This is a genomic window from Massilia sp. UYP34 (assembly GCF_056279385.1).
In genome coordinates this window covers 131,672-154,711 of the sequence record NZ_JBWBRF010000001.1, presented here as the reverse complement: position 1 = coordinate 154,711, position 23,040 = coordinate 131,672, and the positions used below count along the sequence as shown (strand labels likewise).

The window sequence follows — 23,040 nt, the reverse complement described above, 5'->3', positions numbered from 1 at the left end:
GACGGGCTGCCTGTCGTTACAGCACAATCCATGCCAACTTGTAAGTCATTGATTCATAAAGAGGCCGCGCCGGACACCGCTGTCCGCGGTGTCCGTCCGGTCCGGCGCGGTCGTTCGCGGACAGAGCGGTCCGCGTCCGGCCGCTTATTTTTGCGGCTGCTGTTTCTGGCCGTACCTGCCGACGACCTCGCCCTTGGCCAGCACATGGCCCTTCATCGCCGCCAGCACCTGGTCGCGGTCGGCGCCGAAGGGGACGTCGAGCATCCTGTCGAGCGCATAGACCTGGAAGTGGTAGCGGTGCGCCGCCTCGCCGGCCGGTGGCTTGGGCCCGTAGTAGCCGGGCGCGCCGCGCGTGGTGCGGCCCTGCAGCACGCCGTCCGGGTCGGACAGGCGGGCCTGCTCCTGCACCCCTTCCGGCACGCTGGTGATGGTGGCCGGGATGTTCCACATCACCCAGTGCACGAAGGGCGTGACCGGCCTGGTGTCCGGGTCTTCCATGATGACCGCGTACGACTTCGCGCCTGCCACGGCTTTCCAGGACAGCGCCGGCGAGACGCCGTCCGCGTACTCGGTGTAACGCTCGTCCATCATCCCGTTGTTGCCGAAGCTCGGCGACGAGACGCTCAGCTGGCCCCGGGCCTCGGTCTCGGGCCGCTGGTTCGCCAGCGGGACCTTGTTGCCCTTGTTGACCTGCTGCTCCATGGGGCCGGCCGGCGCCTTCGGCGGGGCGGCGGCCGCCTTTGCGCCGGTGTAGGCGATGCGGTAGATCACGCCATTGGCGTCGTCCGCCATCAGGAGCGAGCCATCTTTTGCCAGCGCCAGGCCGACCGGACGCGCGATATGGGTCTTGCCGCCGTCCGTCAGAAAGCCGGTGACGAAAGGCTCGACCGATTTGGGCTGGCCGTCCTGGTAGCGCACGCGCACGATCTCGTAGCCCGACGCCGGCACCCGGTTCCACGAACCGCGCATGGTGACGAAGGCGTCGCCCTGGTATTCGCCCGGGAAGGCGCTGCCGGCGCCCCAGACCCACTGCATCGGCGCCGCATGGGCGGTGTAGCCCAGCACCATCGGCGTGCTGCGTTCCTTCCACTGCTGCTTGGTGATCTCGCCCTGCGGCGTGCTTTGCGGGTAGATGTCGCCGGCCCCGTACACGTGCGGCCAGCCGTACTGCTTGCCCAGCTCGATCTTGTTGATCTCTTCGGGCTGCACGTCGTCGCCCAGGAAATCGATGCCGTGGTCGAAGCCCCACAGTTCGCCCGTGGTCGGATGCCAGCCGAAGCCGATCAGGTTGCGAAGGCCGCTGGCGAAGATGGTGCGGCTCTTGCCGTCGGGTGACACGCGCAGCAACGTCGCGTTTTCCACATTGCTCTCGTTGCAGGTATTGCAGGTGCTGCCGACGCTCAGGTACAGCATGCCGTCCGGGCCGAAGGCCATGGTGCGATTCGGGTGCTGGCCCGAATCGGGCAGGTCGCCGATCAGCATCTTCAGTTCGCCCAGGCGGCCGTCGGGCTGGATGTCGGCCACGAACAACTCCTTGACGGTGACCAGGTACAGCTTGTTGTCGCGGATCGCCAGGCCGTGGGCGCCGGCGCGGTTGGCCACCGTGACCGGCGCGCCGTCGGCGCGGCCGTCGCCGTTGGCGTCGCGCAGCAGCAGCACGTCGCCCTGGTCGCGCCGGCTCACGTAGACGTCGCCGTTCGGCGCCACCGCGACGATGCGCGCATTCTTGAGGCCCGTGGCGAAGGCGCTCACCGTGAAGCCCTGTGGCGCCTTGAGCGCCTTGATGCGCTCCGGCGTGGCCTCCACCTTGTTGGGCTTCCAGACGTTGATCTTGGTGGAGAACATGGTGCCGTCGCCCTGCTGGGCGGTGGCGGAACCGAACACCATGCACAGCGCGGCTGCGAGCGAAGCGCGTTTCATCGAGGGCCTGCCTTTCTTGGTCATTATGAGTGGGAGCCTTGCCGATTGATCGTGCCAGCGATTCGGAACACGGTATGTTGGGAAACGTACATTGTCGGATTCAATGTCGCATTACCCGTAGCGGGTAATTTCGTCTAGAAAATGTTTTCGATCTTGCAAGTTAGCAATCCCGCCCGTATGTTGGATTGGCACCCGGCGCCGCCGGTTCTCTCCCAAGGACAGACCTTGTCGATGTTCGACCGCCTGCTCGACCTCTGGCGCAGCGTCGCGCCAGTGACTGAACCGCCACCGCGCCACTTCTTTACGCCAGACGACGTCGGACGCCTGCACCGCCTCGATGGCGCCGCAGGCATCGACGACCAGACCTGGGACGACCTGCTGGTCGCTTCTTTCGAAGACAGGCTGGCGCCCGACGCCAGCATTTTCGGGCGCCAGGTATTACACCGGCGCCTGCGCGCCGGCATCGACGATGCCGCGTGCACGGTGCAGCGCACCCGCCTGCAGGCGCTGATGGATGATCCGGCCCGGCTGGACGCGATCGACGCCAGCCTGCGCATCCTGCGCCATGCCGACGCCGAGGTGGCCGGCCTGCTGTTCCGGGATGCGGCGCCGACCATCCCGTTCTGGTCGCGCTGGCTATGGCTGCTGTCGCTCGCGCTGCTGTTCTCGCTCGCGGCCCTGGTCACCCTGCCGTTCGGCTGGGCGCTGACGCTGGCGGCTCTCGCCCCCTTGATGGCGCTGCAGATCCGCTATCACCAGTCGGTAGAGGAGTGGGCCGCCGCCATCCGCGCGCTGCATGCGCTGCTGCGCGCGACCAGCCTGCTGGGCAAGCAGGGCGGGCCGCTGCTCGAGACCTTCACGGAGGTGCGCACCAGGGCCGAACGCCTGCACCTGCGCCTGGCGCGTTCGCCGAGCCTGAGAATGATCCCGGCTGCGAAGCAGTATGCCGACTGGTTCGCGGCCGCCAATGTGGCGCACTACTTCAAGACGCTGCGCATCGTGCATGCCGAGCGCGCCTTCCTGCGCGAATCCTACCTCGCTTGTGCCAACCTGGAGGCCGACGTCACGCTGGCGCGCCACCTGGCATCGAGCGGGCGCTGGTGCTGGGCCGAGCGCGGCGATCCGCGCACGCTGGTACTGGAGGGCGGCATCCACCCCTTGATGGAAAAGCCGGTTGCGCTATCGGTGGTCCTGAACGGCAAGGGCGCCTTCATCTCGGGCCAGAACGCGTCGGGCAAGAGCACCTTCCTGCGCATGGTGGGCCTGAACGCGATCGCGGCGCGCGCCTTCGGTTTTTGCTACGCGACGCGGGCCTGCCTGCCGGCGCTGCCGGTGCGCGCCAGCATGCAGAATGAGGATTCGCTGCTGGGCGGCGAGAGCCTGTACATGGCGGAGCTGCGGCGGGCGAAGGAATTGCTGGATGTCGCCGGCCAGCCGCCCGGCATCTGCCTGATCGATGAGGTGTTCCGCGGCACCAATCACCTGGAGTCGGTATCGGCGGCGTGCGCCGTGCTGGAACAGCTGGCCGGACGCGACCTGGTGCTGGTGTCCTCGCACAACCTGGTGCTGGCGCCGCTGCTGCGCGAGAAGTTCGAGCCGTTCTTCATCGATACGGCCAGCGGCCGCCCGGTACTGGCGCCGGGCGTGCTGCGCAACCCGAACGGCATCGCGCTGCTGGCGAGCCAGGGTTTCGGGCCACGCGTCGAGAAGCGGGCGGCCGAGGTGGCGCGCTGGTTGAGCAGCCACCTGGTGGAGCCCGAGCCGCCGCACGCTTCCAGCTTCAAGGCCCGGGCGACGCCGCTGAACGCCACCGCCGTGTAGTTCCGGGCGCCGTCCGGCATGCGCCTGAAGCCCGGAAATGGCAGGCCCGGGGAGAATCCGCGCATATTCCTTTCTACGAGAAGTGGTATCTTCACGGTCAAGGCCATTTTCGAAGAAGAGGAATGAGCGCCAGCCTGGTTCTGCATATCGTCTGTCCAACCCAGAAGCGCGGCTTTGCCGCGTGCATGTCCTTTTGCTTCGTCTGTCTGCTGGCCTATGGCCTGGCGAGCGGCGCGCGGCACGACCTGTCGCTCGGCGTCGCCATCTTCGCCGCCTGCGCGCTGGCCATCGTCAGCGTGGCCGCCTGGGCGCTGTACCGCAACTTCGTGTTCCGGGATGAGCTATATATCGCCCCTGCGGGCGAGCTGCCGCCGATCGCGCTGGCCTTCCGGCCCGACGAGATCCGCGCGGTGCGGCTGCTGCCGCCGCCGGAGGCTTGGACGCCGGAAGCCAAGTGGGACGCCCTCGGCTTCGGCCATGGCCGGATCGAGATCGAGACCGCGACCCATCGCTACCACTTCGGGGCGGGGCTCGATCAAGAAGCGGCCGCGGCGGCGCTCGAACGGATCCAGGGTTTCTGCCTGGCGCAGCGCGGCATGCCGGTGGCGGCGTGAATGATACTGAGTGAGGAATGCTATGTCGGAGCTTGAAAAGAAGTGGTGGTTTTCCGGTATCGTGGGCGGGTTGACCACCTTTGCGACGCTGTTCCTGATGTCGACAGCCGGCCTTGCGCCATTTGAGTACACCGCTGCCCAGTGGGCCGTCTGGTTCCTGTGCTTCGTCGGTCTGCAGCGTTGTATTTCCTTCCTGGGCTGGTTGACGGTCCTGATGGCCTCCCCCAAGACGATCACCGCGGGGCGGAAATGAGATTCGCACCCAGCTTCGCTGCGGCCCTGCTGCTGTTCTTCGCCGCCGCTCTCGCCTCGGCCCAGTCGACCGAAGAACACATTGCGCTGGACACGCCGACCGGCCGCATCGCCGGAACGCTGCAATTGCCGGCCGCCCTCGAGGGCAAGCCGCGGGTGGCCTTGATCATCGCCGGTTCCGGCCCGACCGACCGCGATGGCAACAATCCCCTGATCCCGGGTCGCAACGACAGTCTCAGGATGCTGGCGGTGGCGTTGGCCGCGGAGGGTATCGCGTCGCTGCGCTACGACAAGCGCGGCGTGGCCGCCAGCCTGCCGGCCGCTCCGGCGGAATCCGAGCTGCGCTTCGAGACCTATGTGGACGACGCCGCCGCCTGGATCGCCAGGCTGAAGGCCGACCCGCGCTTCGGCGCGGTGGCCGTGATCGGCCACAGCGAAGGCTCCCTGATCGGCATGCTGGCGGCGCAGCAGGCCGGCGCCGCGGCCTTCGTCTCGATCGCCGGCATCGCCGATGGGCCGTCCACCGTCCTGCGCAAGCAGCTGGCCGGCAAGCTGCCGCCCGGGTTGAACACGGAGAGCGAGCGCATCCTGACGGCGCTCGAGGGCGGAACCACGGTCGACCAGGTGCCGCCGGCGCTCATGACCCTGTACCGGCCGAGCGTCCAGCCCTACATGATCTCGTGGTTCAGGTATGTGCCGGCGCAGCGCATCGCCGCCTTGACCATGCCGGTGCTGATCGTCCAGGGCAATACCGACATCCAGGTGGAGGTCGCCCAGGCCAATGCCCTGTACCGCGCCAAGCCGGATGCGACCCTGGTCATCGTCCCCGGCATGAACCATATCTTCAAGCACGTGCGGGCCGACCCGGCGCTGCAGGCGGCGGCCTACGGCGACCCGTCGCTGCCGGTGTCGCCGCTGCTGGTGAAGGCGGTCGGCGACTTCCTGAAAAAGGTCAACTGAGGTCCAACTGAGGGCCGGCCTCAGGCGGCGCGCAGGGTATGCGCCGCCGCCACCATATTGCGCAGCGCCGGCAGCACTTCTTCCCAGTTGCGGGTCTTGAGGCCGCAGTCGGGATTGATCCACAGGCGTTCGGCCGGGATGCGGATGGCGGCCTTGCGCATCAGGTCCACGATGTGGTCCTGGCTCGGGATGTTCGGCGAATGGATGTCGTACACGCCCGGTCCGATCTCGTTCGGATAGTCAAAATCGTCGAAGGCGTCCAGCAGTTCCATATCCGAGCGCGACGTCTCGATCGTGATCACGTCGGCATCCATGGCGGCGATCGCGCCGATGATGTCGTTGAACTCGGAGTAGCACATATGGGTGTGGATCTGGGTCTCGTCCGCCACGCCGTTGGCAGTGATGCGGAACGATTCGACCGCCCAGTCGAGGTAGGCCGTCCATTCGGCGCGCCGCAGCGGCAAGCCTTCGCGCAGGGCCGCCTCGTCGATCTGGATCACACGCACGCCGGCGCGCTCCAGGTCCAGCACTTCCTCGCGGATGGCCAGCGCCAGCTGGCGGCAGCTCACCGACCTGGGCTGGTCGTCGCGCACGAACGACCAGTTCAGGATCGTCACCGGGCCGGTCAGCATGCCCTTCATCGGTTTGTCGGTCAGCGATTGCGCATAGGTGGTCCATTTGACCGTCATCGCCTGCGGCCGGCGCACGTCGCCGAACAGGATCGGCGGCTTCACGCAGCGCGAGCCATAGGATTGCACCCAGCCGTTCTGGCTGAAGGCGTAGCCGTCGAGCTGCTCGCCGAAGTATTCGACCATGTCGTTGCGTTCGGCCTCGCCATGCACGAACACGTCCAGCCCCAGCGCTTCCTGCTCGCGCACGCAGCGCGCGATCTCGGCGCGCATCGCTTCTTCATACGCCGCCGCCTCCAGTTCGCCCTTTTTATGGGCATTGCGCGTCTGGCGGATCGCCGCCGTCTGCGGGAACGAGCCGATGGTGGTGGTCGGGTAGCTCGGCAGCCGGAGCAGGGCGGCCTGTTTGCGGCTCCTTTCGGCGTGGCTGCTGGTGCGCCGGCCCAGCTCGGGCGTGATCGCGGCCAGCGCCTGCGCCACGTCCGGGTTCGACACGCGCGTCGAGGCGCGGCGGCGGTCGATCGCGGCGGCGTTCTCGACCAGTTCGAGCTGCACCTGCGAGCGGCCATGGTCGAGCGCATGGGCCAGGATGCGCAATTCTTCCAGTTTCTGCACGGCGAACGCGAGCCAGGAGCGGATCTCGGGGTCAAGCGCGGTCTCGTTCTGCAGGTCGACCGGCACATGCAGCAGCGAGCACGAAGGCGCGATCCACAGGCGCCCACCCAGCCGGCGCTGGACCGGCTCGAGCCATTCGAGGGTCGCGTGCAGGTCGGTCTTCCAGATGTTGCGACCGTCGATCACGCCGAGCGACAACACCTTGTCCTGGCCCAGGGCCTCGATGGCCGGCGCGATCTCGGCGCGGGCATTGATCGCATCCAGGTGCAGGCCGTCCACCGGCAGCGCGCAGGCCAGCGCCAGGTTGTTATCGAGGCGGCCGAAATAGGTCGCCAGCAGTAATTTGACGCCGCTGTGCTGGAGCAGGTCGTAGGCACTCGCGTAAGCGGCCTGCCAGCGCGCATCGAGTTCGGTGACCAGCGCCGGCTCGTCGATCTGCACCCATTCGATGCCTTGCGTGACGAACCAGGCCAGCAGCTCGGCATACACCGGCAGCAGCCGGGGCAGCAGGTCGAGCCGGTCGCTGCCATCCTTGGTCTTGCCCAGCCACAGATAAGTCAGCGGACCGATGATGACCGGCTTCGCCTTGACGCCCAGCGTGCGCGCCTGGGCCAGCTGTTCGTCCAGGCGCGCGGTATCGAGCCTGAAACTGGTGTCGGCGGCGAATTCGGGGACGATGTAGTGGTAGTTGGTGTCGAACCACTTGGTCATTTCGCCGGCATGCACGCCGCCGCAGGCGTGGTCATGGTCGCCCTGGCTGCGGCCGCGCGCCACCCGGAAATACGAATGAAGCGACGCGTCGAGCGCATCGCCATGGTGCGCATGCGCGCGCGCCGGCACGTTCCCGAGGGTGAAGCTCATGTCCAGCACCTGGTCGTACAGGGAGAAATCGCCGACCGGGGCGAAGTCGAGCCTGCCCTGCTGTTGCCAGTGGCGCTGGCGCAGCGCTGCGGCCTGGGCGCCGAGTTCCTGGGCCGAGGCTTCGCCTTTCCAGAAACGTTCAAGGGTAAATTTCAGTTCGCGGCGCGCGCCGATGCGTGGAAAGCCGAGGGTGTGGGTAGTCGTCATGTGGAAGTCAGCCTGATGAATGGATGAGTTCATCATAGGCCGCTTGACCCATGAATAAAATTGGTATGATTTCATCCATCCATTAATTCTGCTCATGTGACATGATCGAACGCATCCATTTGTCCCTGATCCGTGAGGTCGACCGGCGCGGCTCGCTGACCGCGGCCGCCGACGTGCTGTGCCTGACGCAGTCGGCCCTGAGCCACACGGTAAAGAAGCTCGAGCAGCAGCTGGGCACACCGGTCTGGACGCGCGAGGGCAGGGCGCTGCGCCTGACCCAGGCCGGGCGCTACCTGCTGGCGCTTGCCGAGCGGGTGCTGCCTCAGCTCGAGCATGCCGAGCGCCTGATGCACGAATACGCGCGCGGCGAGCGCGGCACCTTGCGCATCGGCATGGAATGCCATCCCTGCTACCAGTGGCTGTTGAGGGTGGTGGACCCTTACCTGGCGGCGTGGCCCGAGGTCGATGTCGACGTCAAGCAGCGTTTCCAGTTCGGCGGCCTCAAGGCCCTGCACGGCTACGAGATCGACCTGCTGGTCACGCCCGATCCGCTGTTCAAGCCGGGGCTGCGCTTCGTGCCGGTATTCGACTACGAGCAGGTGCTGGTGGTGGCGCGCGGCCATCGGCTGGCCGACATGGCGCATGTGGCGCCGGCCGATCTGTCGAACGAGGTGCTCATCACCTATCCGGTCGACGTCGAGCGGCTCGACATCTATAACCAGTTCTTCCTGCCGGCCGGCTGCGCGCCGCGCCAGCGCAAGACGATCGAGACCACCGACATCATGCTGCAGATGGTGGCCAGCGGTCGCGGCGTGGCGGCGCTGCCGCGCTGGCTGGTGGAGGAATACGCGGGCCGGATGGCGGTGGCGCCGGTGCGGCTCGGCCGGGACGGCGTGTTCAAGCAGATCTTCCTGGGCACGCGCGAAGTCGATGCCGGCACGGCCTACCTGGAAGCGTTCGTGGCCATCGCGCGGCAAACGTAAATGCCCGCAGGCATGGTTTGCACCGTCGTGGGGTGGAGCCCGTCGCGGTGATGCCACATTTCTCCTGGTTTACCGGCCGGGCCGTCCGGGCAGGCTTGACGGAGCGGCAAATTGGTTGACCTGCCGTCACATTCAGCGTATATTCGCGAGTTCTCGTTTTTATTCTGCACATCGTATACGCATTCGCAGCCGCTCCTTTTGTCGAGTGGCTTTCCGCGCCTGCGCTGTCAGTTCTCACGGGACTAGGTTTAGTCCCCGGGCCAGCATGTTCGCCGTCTCGGGTCGTCAATTCAGTAGCAATTTTGTTGGATTAGGAACGATGCCAACCATCAATCAACTGATTCGCAAGCCGCGTGAAGCCGCGGTTGTGAAGAGCAAGTCGCCGGCACTGGAAAACTGCCCGCAAAAACGTGGTGTGTGCACCCGTGTGTACACCACCACCCCGAAGAAGCCTAACTCGGCGCTTCGTAAAGTCGCTAAAGTGCGTCTGACCAACGGTTTCGAAGTCATTTCGTACATCGGCGGTGAAGGCCACAACCTGCAAGAACACAGTGTCGTGCTGCTGCGCGGCGGTCGTGTGAAAGACTTGCCAGGTGTGCGTTACCACATGGTTCGCGGTGCACTGGATACCCAGGGCGTCAAAGACCGTAAGCAAGCGCGCTCGAAGTACGGCGCCAAGCGTGCCAAGGCTGCGAAGAAGTAATCTTCGAGGTGCGTGTCATCGACACGTCACATTAATTAGATAAGTTGAGCCGGCCGCAAGGCCGAGTAAGTGAAGGGTCATGAGGGCCTTTCGCGAGTGCGGAATCCGCACTCAACTGAAGACAGGAAGGAATTGAAATGCCACGTCGTCGTGAAGTACCCAAGCGCGAAATCCTGCCGGATCCAAAATTCGGCAACACCGATGTCGCCAAATTCGTCAACGTTCTGATGCTGTCCGGCAAGAAGTCGGTTGCAGAAAACATCATCTACGGTGCATTCGAACACATTCAATCCAAGTCGGGCAAAGACCCGCTGGAAGTGTTCACGACCGCGATCAACAACGCTAAACCGATGGTGGAAGTCAAATCCCGCCGCGTCGGTGGCGCCAACTACCAGGTGCCAGTGGAAGTTCGTCCGGTTCGTCGTATGGCGCTGTCCATGCGTTGGTTGCGCGAAGCCGCAAACAAGCGCAGCGAAAAATCCATGCCGCAACGTCTGGGTGGTGAACTGCTGGAAGCGGCCGAAGGCCGTGGCGGCGCAATGAAGCGTCGTGACGAAGTGCACCGCATGGCAGAAGCGAACAAGGCGTTCTCGCACTTCCGCTTCTAAAAACATGGGCAGACCGCAGGGGGATTTTTCTCCTGAATATGCCCCTGCAGTATCTGTTGTTCAGGCCGGGCTCATTTTGATCATCAAGATGATGCTCGGTTTTGTCCATTCAAAGATTTAGGAAAAATTATGGCACGCAAGACCCCCATCGAGCGCTACCGCAATATCGGTATTTCGGCTCACATCGATGCTGGTAAAACCACCACCACCGAACGCGTCCTGTTCTACACGGGCGTCAACCACAAGATCGGCGAAGTGCACGATGGCGCAGCGACGATGGACTGGATGGAGCAGGAGCAAGAGCGCGGCATTACCATTACCTCGGCAGCGACGACCTGCTTCTGGAAAGGTATGGCTGGTAACTTCGAGCCTCACCACATCAACATCATCGACACCCCGGGCCACGTTGACTTCACCATTGAAGTCGAACGCTCGATGCGCGTGCTCGACGGCGCCTGCATGGTTTACTGCGCAGTCGGCGGCGTGCAGCCACAGTCGGAAACCGTGTGGCGTCAGGCTAACAAGTACAAAGTTCCACGTCTGGCCTTCGTCAACAAGATGGACCGTACCGGCGCGAACTTCTTCAAGGTCTACGAGCAGATGCGCGCTCGCCTGAAGGCGAACCCGATCCCTCTGCAGATCCCGATCGGCGCGGAAGAGAACTTCCTGGGCGTGGTCGACCTGGTCAAGATGAAAGCAATCATCTGGGACGAAGCTTCGCAAGGCATGAAGTTCGACTACCGCGACATCCCTGCGGAACTGGTCGATCAAGCCAACGAATGGCGCGAGAAGCTGGTCGAGACCGCTGCTGAAGCCAGCGAAGAGCTGATGAACAAGTACCTGGAAGAAGGCGATCTGTCGGAAGCAGAGATCAAGGCCGCCCTGCGCCAGCGCACCATCGCGTCGGAAATCGTTCCGATGATGTGCGGTACCGCGTTCAAGAACAAAGGCGTGCAGGCAATGCTGGACGCCGTCATCGAATACCTGCCGTCGCCAGTGGACATTCCACCAGTGGCCGGTACCGATGAAGACGACCAGCCGGTCACCCGCAAGGCCGACGACAACGAGAAATTCGCTGCACTGGCATTCAAGATCATGACCGACCCGTTCGTGGGCCAGCTGATCTTCTTCCGCGTCTATTCGGGCATGGTCAATTCGGGCGACACCGTCTACAACCCGGTCAAGGGCAAGAAGGAACGCCTGGGTCGTATTCTGCAGATGCACGCCAACCAGCGCGAAGAAATCAAGGAAGTGCGCGCCGGCGACATCGCCGCTGCGGTCGGCCTGAAAGAAGCGACCACGGGCGAAACCCTGTGCGATCCTTCGGCTGTCATCACCCTGGAAAAGATGGTCTTCCCTGAGCCTGTGATTCAACAGGCAGTCGAGCCGAAAACCAAGGCCGACCAGGAAAAAATGGGCCTGGCGCTGAACCGCCTGGCACAGGAAGACCCGTCGTTCCGCGTGCGTACCGACGAAGAATCGGGCCAGACCATCATCGGTGGTATGGGCGAGCTGCACCTGGAAATTATCGTTGACCGCATGAAGCGTGAGTTCAACGTGGAAGCGACCGTCGGCAAGCCACAGGTTGCATACCGCGAAACCATCCGCAAGGCAGTCACCGACGTCGAAGGCAAGTTCGTCAAGCAGTCGGGCGGTCGTGGTCAGTACGGTCACGCAGTGCTGTCGATCGAGCCGCAAGAGCCAGGCAAGGGCTTCGAGTTCGTCGACGCGATCAAGGGCGGTGTGATTCCTCGCGAATACATCCCTGCAGTCGAAAAAGGTGTGCGCGAAACCCTGACCAGCGGCGTGCTGGCTGGTTACCCGGTGGTCGACGTCAAAGTCACCGTGACCTTCGGTTCGTACCACGACGTCGACTCGAACGAAAACGCGTTCCGCATGGCGGGCTCGATGGCGTTCAAGGACGGCTGCCGTAAAGCAAGCCCGGTCATCCTCGAGCCAATGATGGCCGTGGAAGTGGAAACGCCTGAAGACTACGCCGGTTCCGTGATGGGCGATCTGTCGTCGCGTCGCGGCATGGTCCAGGGCATGGACGAAATCCCAGGCGGCGGCGGCAAGATCATCAAAGCCGAAGTGCCACTGTCGGAAATGTTCGGTTACTCGACCTCGCTGCGTTCGGCGACCCAGGGCCGCGCGACCTACACGATGGAATTCAAGCACTACTCGGAAGCGCCGAAGCACGTGATCGACGCCATCGTCACCGCGAAGTCCAAGTAATACATCATGGGGGGATGGGACGTCCCATCCCCCCTGTAAACAAAATATATCGTTTCTCTTAAAGGAATTAGGAAATGGCAAAAGGTAAATTCGAACGGACCAAGCCGCACGTGAACGTCGGCACCATCGGTCACGTTGACCACGGCAAAACCACCCTGACGGCTGCAATCGCTACCGTCCTGTCGAAGAAATTCGGCGGCGAAGCCAAGGCCTACGACCAGATCGACGCGGCTCCGGAAGAAAAAGCACGCGGCATCACCATCAACACCGCGCACGTCGAGTACGAAACCGAAAACCGTCACTACGCGCACGTTGACTGCCCAGGCCACGCCGACTACATCAAGAACATGATTACCGGTGCTGCGCAGATGGACGGCGCGATCCTGGTGTGCTCGGCCGCCGACGGCCCGATGCCACAGACCCGCGAGCACATCCTGCTGGCGCGTCAGGTTGGCGTTCCATACATCATCGTGTTCCTGAACAAGTGCGACCTGGTCGACGACGCGGAACTGCTGGAACTGGTCGAAATGGAAGTGCGCGAGCTCCTGTCGAAATACGAGTTCCCAGGCGACGACGTGCCAATCATCAAGGGTTCGGCACGTATGGCCCTCGAAGGCAAACCAGGCGAAATGGGCGAAGAGTGCATCACCCGCCTGGCTGAAGCCCTGGACACCTACATCCCAACGCCAGAGCGCGCTGTGGACGGCGCCTTCCTGATGCCAGTGGAAGACGTGTTCTCGATCTCGGGTCGCGGCACCGTCGTCACCGGTCGTGTCGAGCGCGGCGTTGTCAAAGTCGGCGAAGAAATCGAAATCGTCGGTATCGTCGACACCGTCAAGACCACCTGCACCGGCGTGGAAATGTTCCGCAAGCTGCTGGACCAGGGTCAAGCTGGCGACAACGTCGGCCTGCTGCTGCGCGGTACCAAGCGTGAAGACGTGCAACGTGGTCAAGTTCTGGCAAAGCCAGGTTCGATCAAGCCGCACAACCACTTCACCGGTGAGATCTACGTCCTGTCGAAAGACGAAGGCGGCCGTCACACCCCGTTCTTCAACAACTATCGTCCTCAGTTCTACTTCCGTACGACTGACGTGACCGGTTCGATCGAACTGCCAGCAGACAAAGAAATGGTCATGCCAGGCGACAACGTCTCGATCACCGTCAAGCTGATCGCTCCGATCGCGATGGAAGAAGGTCTGCGCTTCGCAATCCGCGAAGGCGGCCGTACCGTCGGCGCCGGCGTGGTTGCCAAGATCCTCGCCTGATTCATCAGGCTGGATCTTTGATGAGATGCCCTTCGGGGCGTCTTGTCAGCACAACGATGGGGGCAGACTTTTTGGTCTGTCCCCATCTGTTTGAGCGGGAACGATGATATACTCCCGCCTCTTGAGCAGTACCGAAGTACCTTTACCACATTGCCGGCAGCAAGCCGGAACGTTCTTTTAAAGGAATTAGCATGTCCGCTCCAAACCAGAAAATCCGTATCCGCCTGAAAGCGTTCGACTACAAGCTGATCGACCAGTCCGCACTGGAAATCGTCGAGACCGCCAAGCGCACCGGCGCCGTCGTCAAGGGCCCGGTCCCACTGCCGACCCGCATCCAGCGTTTCGACGTGCTGCGTTCCCCGCACGTGAACAAGACCTCGCGCGACCAGTTCGAAATCCGTACGCACCAGCGTCTGATGGACATCGTGGACCCGACCGACAAGACTGTTGACGCGCTGATGAAGCTGGACCTGCCAGCTGGCGTCGACGTCGAAATCAAGCTGCAGTAATACAAAATCAGGTGCCGGCGGACGCTTCCGCCAGCGCTGCAAGGGCCGGATCGACCTTCAACGGGCGATCCGGCCCTTGTCGTTTCAGGCGCTCGCATGCGCTTTGCATGAACTGCACGCAGCTGCACCTCAATCGTTGTTCGCCCCGCGCCGGCATGATGTAATCGATTGGTTTCGTACTCCGATTGCCGCCGCATGCCCCCGCTTCCCTTCGTCCAGAGCCTTCGGACTATGTCCTGGCGCGACCTCGCCGCCTGGGGTCTCGTCGCCATGTTCCTGGTTTCCATCGCCAAGTGGCTCGCACCCGACGCCGCCAGGCCTTTCCTGCGCAATGTCGCCCTGGCGCTGCCCATGTTGCTGCTGGCGGCCAAGGACATCGCCCACGCGCCGGACGCCTGGCGGCGCCTGCGCAGCGCGCATGCGGCCCGGGCGCCATGGCATACGCGGGTGACGGCGCTGCTGCCGCCGGAACTGGTGGGGATGCTGAGGCTCGACCGCCTGCTGTGGGTCGGCTGCGTCATGCGCCTGCGGCGCCAGCCTGCCCCATGCGCGCTGCCGGACGGCGTTGCGCTGACCTATCTGGAACGCGGTGGCTACGGCGCCGCGACCGCCGTCGTCTTCGTCAGCCTGCTGTTCGAGCTGCCGGTCCATGTCCTGCTGCTGAACCTGTTCGTCGAGGATGCCGGCACGCTGGCCCTGCTGCACGTGCTGGGCGCCGTGGCCGTGCTGTACACGTTGGCCTGGGTGCTTGGCGACCGCTGGCATATCGGGGCAGGGCGCCACGTCATGACCGACGACGCGCTGCACCTGCGCGTGGGCGCCCGCGCCGAGGGCGTGCTGCCGTTCGCGGCGATCGTGCGCCTGGAGGTGGTGGACTCGCCGCTGCCGATCTGGCGCCGGCGCCATGGCGTGGCGAGCCAGGACACCTTGCTGGTGACGCCGTTCGACCGGCCGAACTGCGTGCTGGTGCTCGGCGAGGACGCGCGCATCGACATCCTGCACTGGCAAGCGCAGAAGTGCTTGCCGCGTTACGTGTTCCTGTATCTCGACCGGCCCGAACTGCTGGCGGCGCGGCTGCGCCGGCGGGACGAAGCTTGATCCGGGCCGCCCCTGGCGCGCCCGTCGCGCTGGCGCATATCGGGTTCGTGCTCGCGTTGCTGCCTTTCGCGGAAACGCCCGATGCGCGCCACGCGGACGCCCCCGTCGACTATGTCGCGGTTGTTTTCATTCCGGCTTCGCGGCCGCCGGTGGCCGCGGCGGCGCCCGCGCCGCTCCCGGTCACGGCAGCGCCAAGGCGCCGGCCGGATCGCATGAGGGCGCGAGCCGAAGAGATGACAGCGCCACCGGCGCCGCTGGCTGCGCTGCCCGCGATGTCCGCGATGCCCGCGCTGCCGCCGGCGACGGACAGCCAGCAGACGCTGGCGCCGGCCCGGACCATCGATATGGAATCATTGCGCGCCGCGGCGCGGCAGGCGGACGGCGCGCGGGCGCCGACCGCGCCGGAAAGCCTGCGCGAATCCGGACAGATGCGCGCCAGCGACGACGGTGCGCTGGCGCGCGCGGTGCGGCGGGCGAAGCGACCCGATTGCCAGACCAAGTATGCCGAGGGCCGAACGACGGTCAACCTGCTGCTGCTGGTGCCGCTCGCCATCGAGACGATCACGGACAAGGGCTGCAAGTGGTAGCAGCCCCTCTCCGGGCAAGCGCTTGTTTGCTGCCCGCTTGGTTGCTGCCGGCTTACTTGCTGCCCGTCTTCCAGCGCATCCCGAACCCGTAGTGCCGGTCCATCAGCTCGTGCGCGCTGGTCATGCCCTGCTGCTGGAAGTATTCGGCCAGCTTGGTGATCACCAGGTTGCCGCCCCGGTTCTCGATCAGCGCGATCGCACACATGATCTGGCGGTCGCCGCCATCCAGCCTGACCTCGACCGGCGCCTGGCCCGGCGCCGACACCGTCACCACGCCATTGGTCACGCCCCAGTTGGCCGCGCCTTCGTAGATGAAGGAAAAGATCACCGCGCGCTTGATCTTGTCGAAGCGCTCGCCGTTGATGAACAGGTTCTCGCCATTGGCGGCGGCGCCGGTGCGGTCGTCGGCATCCAGTTGGATGAACGGTTCGCGCTCGTAGTCGCCGAAGGTGTTGCCGAGCGCCTGCACCAGGCCGCGGCGGCCGTCGGCCAGCTCGTACATGCAGCCCAGGTCGAGATCGATACCGCTGCGGCCCTTGCGCGCGGCGCCGGCCTTGTTGGCCATCTCGCCGGCCTTGTTCGCGAGGTCGCCCGCCATGCTGGTGAGGCGGTCGAGGAAGCCGCCGCCGCGCGCGGCCGAGGACGGCGGCGGGGGCGAGGCCGGCGGCGGCGCGATCGCCGCCTGGTTCCAGTTCAGGTTGACGTGGATGCGGCCGTAGCCGCCGCCGGGGCGCTTGTCGAGCGAGATCTTGTCGCCGCGCTTGTCGAGCGTGATTTTGGACAGCGATACCGCCGGCTTGGGCGCGGGGGCAGGTGCCGGTGCCGGTGCAGGCGTCGGGGCAGGCGCGGCCGGCGTCGGCGATCCCGCCTCGGCGCCGCCGAAGTGCTGCAGCAGCGCCGACAGGCCGCCATTGAAACCCTGGCCGACGGCGCCGAAGCGCCACAGGCCGTCGCGGCGGTAGAGTTCGGCCACGATCAGGGCCTTCTCGTCGCCGAAGTCGGCGCCCGACCACGGGAAGCGCACCGCGCTGCCCAGGGTGAGTGCGCTGGCGCCCAGCGTGCGCATGGTGGCCGCGCCGTCGATCGCCGCCACGAACACGAGTTTCGTGATCGAAGGGGGCAGCGCGTCGAGGTTGACCGCGAAGCGGGCGCGGCCGCCGCCCAGGTCCAGGCGCACCGCGCCTTCGGGGCTGGCCAGCTGGTTGTAGAACACCATGTAGCGGTCGTCCGACAGCTTGTCGTTGGCGTCGAGGCCGAAGCAGGATACGTCGACCGAGGCGCCGTTGGCGGCGATCTCGATGGCGACATCGAAAACATGGCCGGTGCCGAGGTCGGCCAGCTTGCCTTTCTGTCCGCGTCCAAATGTAGTCATGTGGGTTCTCCTTCCAGGAATGGTTTATGGCCCAGTTCGGCGCGTGAGCCGAACAGGCGTGATTGCTCGAGGGTGCGCTCGGCCCAGGCGCGGTGGGTGGCGACTTCCTGCATCGCGTCGTCCATGCGGAACACCGCCGGGCTCGAAGCGTCGAGGATGGCGCGCGCCACCGCCAGGTCTTGCGGCGTCACCTTGAAGTGTTGCTCGATCGGGGCGATCTGGGTCGGGTGGATTGCGGTCTTGCCGACCATGCCGTGGGCCAGGTCTTCGATCACTTCCTGGTCCAGCAGTTCGGGCAGGTCGAGGTATTCGAACACCGGCGCGGTCAGCATGAAGCCGTAGGGACGGAAGGTCGTCACCAGGCGCGAAATCACGGGCCCGAGCGGCGTGCGGTACAGCGTCATGCCGCGCGGGCGGCGCAGGCCGAGCAGGGCCAGCAGGTCGTTGCCGCCGATGCGCAGCGCCAGGATGCGGTGGCGCACGCCCGGCGCTTCCAGGGCGGCGCGCAGGCCCTGCATCTCGCCGTCGTCGAAGGCCTCGGCCGTCTCCAGGGTCGGCATCAGGACGTGTCCGGTGTGGCGCACCAGCTTGAAATAGCTGTCGAAGTTGCGGCGTGTGATCTTGGGCAGCACGAAGCCGGTCAGCTTCTCGGCGCCGGGCATGGCCAGCACGCGCGCCAGCACCTCGGGGTTGCGCACCCGCACGAAGCGGTCGGCCGCCACGTCCAGGCGCATGTTCGCCAGCACCACCGACAGGTTGAACAGCGACCAGGAGAGTTCCCGGTCGGCGATCGAATCCTCGGTGCAGAAGATCAGCGAGCGCGCGTGCGGCAGGCGCTCGCCATTGGCGATCGCGGTCAGGTTCTTGTGATTGGCCGGCACGTACAGCGACGCGCCCAGTGATTTAGCCATCCGATGCACTCCTGATCAGGGATACGGCGTGATAGGGCAGGTGCGGGTCGATCTCGACCGGCACGCGTTTTTCTTCGGCCAGCACGGCCAGGTGCGCCACTTCGGCGGCGGCGGGGTCGCGCAGCACGACCAGGCGCGGCACGCGGCGCAGCAGCACGCGCGTGGCTTCGCCGATGCCGGGCTTGACCAGGTTGACGTCGGCGATGCCGAAGCGCCGCATGGCGGCGCCGATGTAGCTTTGGGAGCGCGCGCGCGCGGCCGCGGCGTCGATCGGTTCCGCGCGCGGCAGCGTGTCGGATTGCGCCAGCGCCAGCCGCACCAGCTCGTCGGCGAACGCCTGCGAACGGTCCACCGCCGCGAACTGTTCGTAGAACACGCAGCCGTGGAAGTCGTCGGTGCGCATGTCGTCGCTCATGACGGTGCGGCTCACCAGGCCCGACACCGTGGCGTTCAGGATGCTCGACGGGATCAGGTAGTCGTCGCACGAGGCCGCGCAGGCGGCGGCGCCGGCCAGGTCGGACAGCACGTGCAGGCCGGCGTCGATGTGGGTTCCGTGGCGCACGTTGAACACTTCGACCGAGCCGGCCAGCTCGCGCGCGATCACGCCCTTGCCGGTCCAGCCGTCGAGGAAGACGATGGAATCGGGCGGGTGCCCATGCGCCAGGATGTGGCGCAGGGCGGCGGCGTCGATGCCGCGGTCGCGCACGATCGACACCGAATAGTGCACCGCGTCGCGCCCGAACAGCTCGCGCAGCAGGCGGGCGACCACCACGCCGACCGGGGTGCCGGCTCGCGCCAGCGACACCAGCGCCAGCCGGTGCAGCGGGCGCGCGGCAATCAAGCGGGCCAGGCGCAGGCAGTCGCGCGCCATGCGCGCATTGTTGGCGCGGCAGGCCTCGTCGAACAATGCCATGTAGCGCGCCGACGGCTGCGACTCGGGCGACAGCATCTGGCTGTAGTGGCGCCGGCCGCTCTGGATCAGCGCCTCTTTCTCGGCGACGTCGACGAAGCCTTCCTGGGCCATGCGGCGCAGCAGGAAGCTGACCTCGCCCTTGCGGTAGCTGCCGGAGAAGTCTTCCCAGTCGCTCACAGCGCCCCCACCGTGACGCCGGCGAGCTGGGTGCCGCGCGGGATGATGGCGTAGTCGCAGGCGGCCATGAAGCGCGCGTCCGAGCGGCTGTCGCCCATGCCGAAGGTGACGATCTCGCCGAATTCGAGTTTCAAGCGTTGGGTGACGTGGGCCACCGCGTTGGCCTTGTTCAGCGCCTTGGGCAGGATGGCCAGGTTGTTGCCGTTGCGATGGATGAAGTAATCGCGGTCGCCGTCGGCGATCCAGGGCCGCACCACGTCTTCCTCGAGCGGCGCCAGGCGCCTGGCCTCCTTGTCCGGATCCTTCACCACCAGGAAGAACGGGGTGCCGAAATCCTCGATCATGCGCGCGCGGCCGCCATAGCCGGTGCGCGCGCCATGGTCGTCGATGTGGGCGGCCAGCGCCAGCAGGCCAGGCAGCGCGGCGTGCATCGCCGTGCGCATGCCGTCCAGCCAGGGCTGGTCGACCGCGCCGCCCGGCTCGAGCACCACGCCGCCATAATTGATGACGGCGTAGCTGTCGAACGGCAGGGACACGCGGCGCAGGCCGTCGAGGTCGCGCGCGGTGGTCGGGATCATCGTCATCCCGTCCTGCAGCAGGGCCAGCAAGGAACGCTGGGCCGGCGTGGTATACGAACAGATGCTGCCGTCCTTGTAATAGGAGGCCGGCTCCAGCGCGCCCGGGGCGTGCGCGCCGCATTTGCCGATGGTCTGGAACAGCGTATCGTCCAGGTCAGCGAACAGGAACTTCTTCAACGTGGTCCTCGGACTGGAAGTGGAATAGGCGCGCTTGCAGCTGGCCGGCGAGCTGGAACAGCGCGGGGCCGGGCGCGGTCTCGTGGCAGACCAGCACGTGGTCGTACTGGCCGGGCGCGACGTTGTACAGGTAGTTGGCAATGCCCTCGCCGTAGTTGTCGGGGAAGGTCAAGGCATGCGCCACCGCGCCCCAGGCGAGGATCGGCGAGCGCGTGGTCGATTGCACCACCACGTCGACGCCGTGGCGCTGCAGGGCGGCGCCGAACAGGGTCGAGACGTGCATGAATTCGCCGGTGCCCAGCACCAGCACCCGGCTGCCGGGTGCGAACCCGGCAGCCAGGCGCGCCGCCAGTTGCTCCGGCGCCCGCAATGCCCGCCCCGTGCCGAGGCGGCCGAAGGCGGGGCTGGCGCCGCGGTCGGCGTGTTCTTCATAGCGCTGCGCCAGGCCCTGGTCGGGCGGCAAGGGCCCCTGGACGAAACTGAATTCGCCCTCGACCAGCGCGCCGCTCGTCACCGGCATGCCGAAGCGGGCGTCCAGCAGCCCGGTTGCGGCGCGGCCCATGAAATTGGTGATGGTGGCCAGGTGCACCCGCTCCAGGCCCGGATTCAGGCGGCGGCAGGCGGCGGCCAGGTTGACGAAGGTATTGCCGGTGCTGGCCTCGTCGTCGACCAGCACCAGGGTGCGCGCGGCCAGCAGCAGTTCCCGAAGCGCCGGCTCCTGCGGCGTGTGCAGGAACTGGCGCGGCGCATGGCTGTGCGCTTCCTCGAATTCGATCAGCGGGCCATCGCCGACCCGGTAGCGGGTGGTATGCAGGAACAGCGCCTGCTCGCCCGGATGGGCGCGCAGCCAGGCTTCGAACACGCCCTGGCCCAGGCCGATTGCGGTCTCCGCCATGGCGATGAACACCACCGGGCCTTGCACCGTGCCGCCGAGCGGCGGCACGGTCGCCGCCAGGCGCTCGTGCACCATCAGCATGTCGCTTGGCCGCGCCGGCCAGTGCTTGCCCAGCACCTTGCTCAGGAACAGGAAGCCGCGCTTGGCGTTGGCGCGCGCGGCGAAGCCGAGCAGGGCGTCGAGTTCGGACGCGCCGCTGTCGATGCGCAGGTCGAGCGTGCCCGTTGGTAGCTCGACCTGGAGTTCAATACCTTGAACAGGAACCGGGAGCGGCGCGTTCATGCCAGCTCCGTCGCGACGCCGACTTCGGCCACGCGCATGCCATGGCGCGGCGCCGGAATCTCGAGACCGTCGTAGCCCTCGGCGAAGCCGCGCAGCGCGATATACGGCAGGTTGGGGCCGGCCAGGCAGGCCATGCCGATCCCGCCCGACATGCGCGGATTGATCTCCAGCAGGCGCGGGCGGCCGCCGCCTTCGCGGAACTGGACGTTGAACACGCCATTGAGCTGGTAATCGGCGGCCAGGCGCGCCGTCGCATCCAGGATGTCCTGGCGCATGTCGATCAGCTGCCCGCCGCCGGCTTGCGGCAGCTTGCGGCGCACCACGCTCGTGACCAGGCGCCCATGGTCGCCCACGCAGTCGACGCTGTATTCGGGGCCGTCCAGGAATTCCATCAGCAGCATCGTCTTGAACGGGCCCGATGCGGCGACCAGCTCGCCCAGCCCGCGGCGCAGGTCCTGGTAGCCGATGTGGTACTCCACGCCGCCAAGCAGCAGCGCGGCGCTGCTGCGCGCTTCGTCGACGATGGCGAAGCCCAGGCCATAGATGCCGTGCGCCGGCTTGACGCACAGCTTCGCATGCTGCGGGCGCAGCTCGGCATAGGCGGCGTCGAACTGCTCCAGGGTCGTGAAGGGGCGGAAGGCCGCCACCGGCGCGTCCGGCAGCACCGTTGCGGCATAGAAATCGGCCTTGTCGTGGATGCGCTTCAGTTGCGCCGGCGGGGCGGCGCTGAGCACGCGGGTCTGGATGTCGGCGAAGCGTGCATGTTCGGCCGCCAGCAGGGTGGCTTCGCGGCCCGGCACGAAGATGTCGATGTGATGGTCGCGGCAGAACCGGAGGCACCAGTCGACGTAGGCGTCGCCCTTCAGGCCGGTGGGCTCGACGTAAAATTCATGGGCCAGGCGCGCGGCCGGCGCGTGGCGGTTGGCGTTGCTGTGGATAATGGTGAAACGGCCTTCGGTATCGGCCTCGCGGATCAGCTTGATCGCCGCATTCACGGACGAAAACGTCCTGTTGTACCAGACGCGCATGTGGTTTCTCTTGATGGATGATCGGCCACTGGCGTGGCGTTGCTGGTCCGCGCCGGGAGGCGCGGACCGTCAGGGAAGCTCCCTGTGTGACTCTTAGGCGTTGACGCCGAACGAGCGTGCCAGCGGACCGAGGCCGCCCTGGAAGCCCTGGCCGACGGCGCGGAACTTCCATTCGCTGCCGGCCCGGTACAGCTCACCGAAGATCATTGCGGTTTCGGTCGAGCTGTCCTCGGACAGGTCGTAGCGTGCGATCTCGGCTTCACCGGCCGCGTTCAGGCAGCGGATGTAGGCCTTGCCCACCTGGCCGAAGTTCTGGCGGCGCGCGTCGGCGTCGTGGATGGTGACGCAGAACGAGACCTTGTCGACCTCGGCCGGCACGCGCGCCAGGTCGACGGTCAGCTTCTCATCGTCGCCGTCGCCCTGGCCGGTGGTGTTGTCGCCGGCGTGGACGACCGAGCCGTCGCTCGATTTCAGGTTGTTGTAGAAGATGAAGTCGGTATCGCCGCGGACCTTGGCATCGGCCTTCAGCAGGAAGGCGCTGCCGTCCAGGTCGAAGGCGGATCCGTCGGTCGAGCGTGGATCCCAGCCCAGGCCGATGATGACCTTGGTCAGGCCCGGTGCTTCCTTGCTCAGGTTGACGTTGCCGCCTTTTTGCAGACTGATTGCCATGCGAACTCCTTTTCCGTTGAGGGATGAAATGGACGACGATGCCGCCGTCGCCATCGGGGATGCATCCGCCAATATAGGCGGTAATTGCTCAATTGTACATGGGGCTGGACCGCGCGAATTTCAACATTGTCCATAGAGAAATGCGCGTACTTACACCCCGCCTGGCTCCGG

At 65.8% G+C, this 23,040-nt stretch carries 21 protein-coding genes; 12 read left to right on the top strand and 9 right to left on the bottom strand.

Annotated features, from left to right (window positions below; translation table 11 throughout):
* Positions 1-144 precede the first annotated feature (144 nt).
* Positions 145-1,920, bottom strand: coding sequence for a YbhB/YbcL family Raf kinase inhibitor-like protein (locus ACZ9AQ_RS00750; protein WP_429201557.1), 1,776 nt, complete (start codon positions 1,918-1,920; stop codon positions 145-147).
* A 231-nt stretch (positions 1,921-2,151) separates the two neighbouring features.
* Here ACZ9AQ_RS00750 and ACZ9AQ_RS00745 point away from each other — a divergent pair, with 231 nt between their 5' ends.
* The 4 genes from ACZ9AQ_RS00745 (at position 2,152) to ACZ9AQ_RS00730 (ending at position 5,567) form a co-directional block, all read left to right on the top strand.
* Entirely contained in the window at positions 2,152-3,741 is a 1,590-nt protein-coding gene (locus tag ACZ9AQ_RS00745) for a MutS-related protein (protein ID WP_429201795.1), read from the top strand.
* A gap of 122 nt (positions 3,742-3,863) precedes the next feature.
* On the top strand, positions 3,864-4,355 hold the full coding sequence (locus ACZ9AQ_RS00740; RefSeq protein WP_429201559.1) for a hypothetical protein: 492 nt from the start codon (positions 3,864-3,866) through the stop codon (positions 4,353-4,355).
* 22 nt (positions 4,356-4,377) lie between these two features.
* On the top strand, positions 4,378-4,608 hold the full coding sequence (locus ACZ9AQ_RS00735; protein ID WP_429201561.1) for a hypothetical protein: 231 nt from the start codon (positions 4,378-4,380) through the stop codon (positions 4,606-4,608).
* Complete coding sequence (locus tag ACZ9AQ_RS00730; RefSeq protein WP_429201562.1) at positions 4,605-5,567, top strand: alpha/beta hydrolase; 963 nt, start codon at positions 4,605-4,607, stop codon at positions 5,565-5,567. Before ACZ9AQ_RS00735 ends, ACZ9AQ_RS00730 begins: the two co-directional genes overlap by 4 nt.
* Positions 5,568-5,587: 20 nt before the next feature.
* Here ACZ9AQ_RS00730 and metE read toward each other — a convergent pair whose 3' ends face one another.
* On the bottom strand, positions 5,588-7,879 hold the full coding sequence (metE, locus tag ACZ9AQ_RS00725; protein WP_429201564.1) for a 5-methyltetrahydropteroyltriglutamate--homocysteine S-methyltransferase: 2,292 nt from the start codon (positions 7,877-7,879) through the stop codon (positions 5,588-5,590).
* Positions 7,880-7,980: 101 nt separating this feature from the next.
* Here metE and ACZ9AQ_RS00720 point away from each other — a divergent pair, with 101 nt between their 5' ends.
* From ACZ9AQ_RS00720 to ACZ9AQ_RS00685, 8 genes are all read left to right on the top strand, one after another.
* Entirely contained in the window at positions 7,981-8,862 is an 882-nt protein-coding gene (locus ACZ9AQ_RS00720) for a LysR family transcriptional regulator (RefSeq protein ID WP_429201566.1), read from the top strand.
* A gap of 319 nt (positions 8,863-9,181) precedes the next feature.
* Entirely contained in the window at positions 9,182-9,565 is a 384-nt protein-coding gene (gene rpsL / locus ACZ9AQ_RS00715; RefSeq protein ID WP_005663517.1) for a 30S ribosomal protein S12, read from the top strand.
* Between the two features lie 137 nt (positions 9,566-9,702).
* Positions 9,703-10,173: a 30S ribosomal protein S7 gene (gene rpsG / locus ACZ9AQ_RS00710; protein ID WP_429201568.1), complete on the top strand. Its 471-nt coding sequence runs from the start codon at positions 9,703-9,705 to the stop codon at positions 10,171-10,173.
* Positions 10,174-10,302: 129 nt separating this feature from the next.
* Positions 10,303-12,408: an elongation factor G gene (gene fusA, locus ACZ9AQ_RS00705; RefSeq protein WP_429201569.1), complete on the top strand. Its 2,106-nt coding sequence runs from the start codon at positions 10,303-10,305 to the stop codon at positions 12,406-12,408.
* A 74-nt stretch (positions 12,409-12,482) separates the two neighbouring features.
* Positions 12,483-13,673 (top strand): elongation factor Tu, encoded by a 1,191-nt coding sequence (gene tuf / locus ACZ9AQ_RS00700; protein WP_429201466.1) that lies wholly within the window; start codon positions 12,483-12,485, stop codon positions 13,671-13,673.
* A 191-nt stretch (positions 13,674-13,864) separates the two neighbouring features.
* Positions 13,865-14,182 (top strand): 30S ribosomal protein S10, encoded by a 318-nt coding sequence (rpsJ, locus tag ACZ9AQ_RS00695; protein ID WP_010394389.1) that lies wholly within the window; start codon positions 13,865-13,867, stop codon positions 14,180-14,182.
* Positions 14,183-14,413: 231 nt separating this feature from the next.
* Positions 14,414-15,280, top strand: a complete 867-nt coding sequence (locus tag ACZ9AQ_RS00690; protein WP_429201573.1) for a hypothetical protein — start codon at positions 14,414-14,416, stop codon at positions 15,278-15,280.
* Positions 15,277-15,867, top strand: coding sequence for a hypothetical protein (locus ACZ9AQ_RS00685; RefSeq protein ID WP_429201575.1), 591 nt, complete (start codon positions 15,277-15,279; stop codon positions 15,865-15,867). The genes ACZ9AQ_RS00690 and ACZ9AQ_RS00685 overlap by 4 nt, the downstream gene beginning before the upstream one ends.
* A 52-nt stretch (positions 15,868-15,919) precedes the next feature.
* On the opposite strand, the gene ACZ9AQ_RS00680 is transcribed toward ACZ9AQ_RS00685, so the two are convergent.
* The 7 genes from ACZ9AQ_RS00680 to ACZ9AQ_RS00650 all read right to left on the bottom strand — a co-directional run bounded on the left by ACZ9AQ_RS00680 (position 15,920) and on the right by ACZ9AQ_RS00650 (position 22,869).
* The gene (locus tag ACZ9AQ_RS00680; protein ID WP_429201577.1) at positions 15,920-17,239 is read right to left on the bottom strand and encodes a TerD family protein; all 1,320 of its coding nucleotides are present in this window, start codon (positions 17,237-17,239) and stop codon (positions 15,920-15,922) included.
* Complete coding sequence (locus ACZ9AQ_RS00675) at positions 17,236-18,150, bottom strand: HpcH/HpaI aldolase/citrate lyase family protein (protein ID WP_429201579.1); 915 nt, start codon at positions 18,148-18,150, stop codon at positions 17,236-17,238. Before ACZ9AQ_RS00675 ends, ACZ9AQ_RS00680 begins: the two co-directional genes overlap by 4 nt.
* Complete coding sequence (locus ACZ9AQ_RS00670; RefSeq protein WP_429201580.1) at positions 18,143-19,240, bottom strand: cysteine protease StiP family protein; 1,098 nt, start codon at positions 19,238-19,240, stop codon at positions 18,143-18,145. Before ACZ9AQ_RS00670 ends, ACZ9AQ_RS00675 begins: the two co-directional genes overlap by 8 nt.
* Positions 19,237-19,995 (bottom strand): HAD family hydrolase, encoded by a 759-nt coding sequence (locus ACZ9AQ_RS00665; protein WP_429201582.1) that lies wholly within the window; start codon positions 19,993-19,995, stop codon positions 19,237-19,239. The genes ACZ9AQ_RS00670 and ACZ9AQ_RS00665 overlap by 4 nt, the downstream gene beginning before the upstream one ends.
* Entirely contained in the window at positions 19,973-21,172 is a 1,200-nt protein-coding gene (locus tag ACZ9AQ_RS00660) for a phosphoribosyltransferase domain-containing protein (RefSeq protein WP_429201584.1), read from the bottom strand. Before ACZ9AQ_RS00660 ends, ACZ9AQ_RS00665 begins: the two co-directional genes overlap by 23 nt.
* Positions 21,169-22,200, bottom strand: coding sequence for an ATP-grasp domain-containing protein (locus ACZ9AQ_RS00655; protein WP_429201586.1), 1,032 nt, complete (start codon positions 22,198-22,200; stop codon positions 21,169-21,171). The genes ACZ9AQ_RS00660 and ACZ9AQ_RS00655 overlap by 4 nt, the downstream gene beginning before the upstream one ends.
* Before the next feature lie 93 nt (positions 22,201-22,293).
* Positions 22,294-22,869 carry a TerD family protein gene (locus tag ACZ9AQ_RS00650; RefSeq protein WP_429201588.1) on the bottom strand — a complete coding sequence of 192 codons (576 nt, stop codon included), beginning with the start codon at positions 22,867-22,869 and terminating at the stop codon, positions 22,294-22,296.
* Between the last annotated feature and the right edge of the window lie 171 nt (positions 22,870-23,040).